The 4,481-nt window shown below is 65.7% G+C and carries 4 protein-coding genes; all 4 read left to right on the top strand.

Features of this window, described 5'->3' with window-relative positions; genetic code table 11:
• Positions 1–104 precede the first annotated feature (104 nt).
• A complete protein-coding gene (gene mreD / locus ACEN88_RS25100; protein ID WP_413344059.1) occupies positions 105–626 on the top strand; it encodes a rod shape-determining protein MreD in 522 nt (173 codons plus the stop codon).
• A gap of 24 nt (positions 627–650) precedes the next feature.
• On the top strand, positions 651–2,630 hold the full coding sequence (gene mrdA, locus ACEN88_RS25095; protein WP_413344057.1) for a penicillin-binding protein 2: 1,980 nt from the start codon (positions 651–653) through the stop codon (positions 2,628–2,630).
• A gap of 3 nt (positions 2,631–2,633) precedes the next feature.
• On the top strand, positions 2,634–3,749 hold the full coding sequence (gene rodA, locus ACEN88_RS25090) for a rod shape-determining protein RodA (RefSeq protein WP_413344055.1): 1,116 nt from the start codon (positions 2,634–2,636) through the stop codon (positions 3,747–3,749).
• 52 nt (positions 3,750–3,801) lie between these two features.
• Positions 3,802–4,481 (top strand): septal ring lytic transglycosylase RlpA family protein (locus ACEN88_RS25085; RefSeq protein ID WP_413344053.1); only part of this gene is annotated, 680 nt, incomplete at its 3' end.

Raw genomic sequence — 4,481 nt, 5'->3', positions numbered from 1 at the left:
ACCAGCGCGACGAAGTCCGGCGCGCCGACCCAGGCCGCGCCTGTGCCGGCCGCCGGAGCGCCGGCCGCAGCCAACACCGCAGCCCGGCCGAAGGAGGGCACCTGATGCCGACGACGAACCGTCCGCACTACATCCTGCTGCCGGTCAGCCCGCTGTTCATCACGTTCAGCCTGGTCTGCGCGTTCATGCTCAACCTGCTGCCGTGGGGCCGCTGGGTCGGCGCGCCGGACTTCGTCGCGCTGGTGCTCGTGTTCTGGGGCATCCACCAGCCGCGCAAGGTCGGCATCGGCATCGCGTTCTGCATGGGCCTCCTGATGGACGTGCACGACGCCACGCTGCTGGGCGAGAACGCCCTCGCGTACACGTTGCTGTCGTACCTGGCGATCATGATCCACCGCCGCGTGCTGTGGTTCCCGCTCGTCACGCAGGCGATGCACGTGTTCCCGCTGCTGCTGCTCACGCAGGCGATCCAGGTGATGGTGCGCTTCTTTGTCACGGGCCGTTTCCCCGGCGCGCTCGTGTTCATCGAAAGCGTGATCGCCGTCGCCCTGTGGCCCGTCATCACGTGGCTGCTGCTGGCGCCGCAGCGCCGCGCGGTCGACAAGGACCATACGCGTCCGATCTGAAGCATTCATTCATCGCCTCCCCGAATGACCGAGATTAAAGACAGCGATCGCGAGATCCACCTGTTCCGGATGCGCCTGACGGCGATGGTACTGTTCGTCTTCATCTGCTTCGGCCTGCTCGTCGCGCGCTTCGTCTGGCTGCAGGTCTTCAAGCACAACCAGTACATGGCGCAGGCCGAGGACAACCGCATCGCGCTGGTTCCCATCGTGCCGAACCGCGGCCTGATCGTCGACCGCAACGGTGTCGTCCTGGCCAGCAACTACTCCGCCTACACGCTCGAGATCACGCCGTCGAAGCTGGAAGCGAACCTCGATTCCGTCATCGACGAACTCGCGAAGCTCGTCACGATCGAACCGAAAGACCGCAAACGCTTCAAGCGATTGATGGAAGAGTCGAGGAATTTTTCCAGCGTCCCGATCCGCACCCGCCTGACCGACGACGAGGTGGCGCGCTTCACCGCGCAGCGCTTCCGCTTCCCCGGCGTCGAAGTGCAGGCGCGCCTGTTCCGCCAGTATCCGCTGGGCGAAGTCGCTTCGCACGTGCTGGGCTACATCGGCCGCATCAACCAGGCCGAGGCCAAGATCATCGACGCCAGCGACGATGCCGCCAACTACAACGGCACGGACCATATCGGCAAGGAAGGCCTGGAAAAGAGCTACGAGCGCCAGCTGCACGGCCAGACGGGCTACGAGGAAGTGGAGCGTTCGGCCGGCGGCCGCGCGATCCGCACCCTGTCGCGCACGCCGCCGACGCCGGGCAACAACCTGATCCTGTCGATCGACATCGAGCTGCAGAAAGTCGTCGAGCAGGCGTTCGGCGATTACCGCGGCGCGCTGGTCGCCATCGAGCCCGCGACGGGCGACGTGCTCGCGTACGTGTCGCGGCCCGGCTTCGACCCGAACCTGTTCGTCGACGGCATCGACACCCAGAGCTGGACGGAGCTGAACACGTCGCTCGACAAGCCGCTGATGAACCGTCCGCTGTCGGGCACGTACCCGCCCGGCTCCACGTTCAAGCCGTACATGGCGCTGGCCGCGCTGGAGCTGGGCCTGCGCCGCCCCGAGTACGGCATCAACGACCCCGGCTTCTTCATGCTGGGCGGGCACCGCTTCAACGACGACAAGCGCGGCGGCCACGGCTACATCGACATGTACCGGTCGATCGTGATGTCGTGCGACACCTACTACTACCAGCTCGGCAACGAGATGGGCATCGACCGCCTGCACGACTTCATGCAGCCGTTCGGCTTCGGCGAAAAGACCGGCATCGACCTCGAACACGAGAAGACGGGCGTGCTGCCGTCGCAGCAATGGAAGCGCGAGCGCTTCAAGCGCAACCGCGCGGCGCAGAAGTGGGTCGGCGGCGACACGATCTCGATCTCGATCGGCAACGGCTTCAACAGCTATACGCCGCTGCAGATGGCGCACGCGGTGGCGACGCTCGCCAACGACGGCGTCATCATGCGGCCGCACCTCGTCAAGCTGCTCGAGGACGGCGGCAACCATGCACGCACGCCGACGGTGGCGAAGCAATCCGGCCGCATCCCGCTCAAGCAGGAGAACATCGACGTCGTCAAGCGCGCCATGGTCGGCGTGACGGCCGACCAGAGCGGCACCGCCTTCATCCCGTTCCGCAACGTGCAGTACACCGTGGCCGGCAAGACGGGTACCGCGCAGGTCGTGGGCCTGAAGGGCCAGAAGTACAATGCCGCCGCGACCCCGGAACGCCTGCGCGACAACGCGCTGTTCATCGCTTACGCGCCGGCCGACCATCCGCGCATCGCGCTCGCGCTGGTCGTGGAAAACGCCGGCTTCGGCGCGGCGGTGGCGGCACCGATCGCACGCAAGGCGCTCGATTACTACCTGCTCGGCAAGCGTCCGGGCGACGCGGACAAGCCGGCGCCGAAACCCGTCGACCCGGTCCCGGCCGACGAAGACCAGGTGGCGCCCACGGCCGGCGCCGATTTCAGGCCGGGCGGCGAGACCCCCGGCAACAAGGACTGAACCATGGCGCATTTTCCCGAACGCCGCTCGCTCAGCCGGCGCCTCAAACCGTATTTCACCGTCTTCGATCCGGCCCTGTCGCTGATCCTGTTCCTGCTGCTGTGCACGGGCCTCGTCACGCTGTCCTCGGCCGGCCACGACTTCCCCGGCCGCCTGGAAGGGCAGATCCGCAACATCATCGCGGCCTTCGTGTTCATGTGGGCCGCCGCGATCGTACCCCCGCAGACCCTGTTGCGTCTCGCCGTGCCGATCTATACGTTCGGCGTCGCGCTGCTGCTCGCGGTGGCGACCGTCGGCATCATCAAGAAGGGCGCGCGGCGCTGGCTGCACGTGGGCGTGGACATCCAGCCGTCCGAAATCATGAAGATCGCCACGCCGCTGATGCTGGCCTGGTATTTCCAGACCCGGGCGGGCATCCTCAACTGGAAGTCATTCGCGGTGGCGGCCGTGCTGCTCCTGATACCCTTCGGCCTCATCGCCAAGCAGCCCGACCTCGGCACGGCGCTGCTCGTGGGCGGCTCCGGCTTCTTCGTGATCTTCCTGGCCGGCCTGTCGTGGAAGGCGCTCGGCGCGCTGTTCGCGGCCGGCTGCGCGGGCCTGCCGGTGGCGTGGTCGATGATGCACGACTACCAGCGCGAACGCGTGATGACGCTGATCGATCCCACGTCCGATCCGCTCGGCAAGGGCTTCCACATCATCCAGTCGACCATCGCGATCGGCTCGGGCGGCGTGACCGGCAAAGGCTATATGAAAGGGACGCAGGCGTATCTGGAATTCATTCCGGAACGTACCACCGACTTCATTTTTTCGGTATATTCCGAAGAGTTTGGTCTGGTCGGCAACCTCCTGTTGCTGTTCCTGTACCTGCTGCTGATCGGGCGCGCGATGATGATCGCGGCCAATGCACCGAACCTGTTCACGCGCCTGCTGGGCGGATCGGTCGCGATGATGTTTTTTGTGTATGCCTTTGTCAACATGGGCATGGTCAGCGGCATCCTGCCCGTGGTCGGAGTTCCGCTTCCTTTCATGAGCTATGGCGGAACCGCGCTGATTACTTTGGGCCTCTGCAGTGGTATATTGATGAGTATTCAACGACACCGCAAACTGGTGCAGACCTGATATGCAAGAGAACGCGAAGGCCGTTCCGAGGTCGCTCCCAGCGGTCATTGCGATGTTGGCAATGATGGCGGGGTGCAGTACCACGGACCAGAACGGCGAACACAAAAGCCTGATCCCCCTGCCGTGGAAGCACAAGGTCACCCGCGTGGATCCGAAGCTTCCGAACCTGCCGCCGGCCGGTTCCGGCCGCGGCGGCTACTACCAGGACGACGGCCCCGGCGCGAATCCGCCGCCGGGCCTGCTGGACACCCCCGACGCCGTCGTCAAGTACGAGCCCTACGCCAAGTTCGCCAACAAGCCGTACTCCGTGTTCGGCCAGACATACACCCCGCTCATCAACGACGAACCGTTCACCCAGCGCGGCGTGGCCAGTTGGTATGGCGTCAAGTTCCACGGCCAGCGCACGTCGTCGGGCGAAGCCTACGACATGTACAAGATGACGGCCGCGCATCCGACCCTGCCGATCCCCTCGTACGCGCGCGTCACGAGCCTGGAGAGCGGCAAGTCCGTCGTCGTGCGCATCAACGACCGCGGACCGTTCCACTCCGACCGCGTGATCGACGTCTCGTACACGGCCGCCCTCAAGCTGGGGCTGCTGGGGAAGGGCAGCCACCAGGTCCAGGTCGAGCGTCTGTTCCCGGGCGACGTAATGCAGCTCGCGTCCGCGCGCCGCGCCGCCGCATCCGAGGCGCTGTCCATGTCGACACGGTCTTCCAGCATGAGGGCGGCGAT

Source organism: Massilia sp. CT11-108 (genome assembly GCF_047302915.1).
GTDB classification, from domain to species: domain Bacteria; phylum Pseudomonadota; class Gammaproteobacteria; order Burkholderiales; family Burkholderiaceae_D; genus Telluria; species Telluria orientalis.
This window is presented reverse-complemented; position numbering and strand designations above follow the sequence as displayed.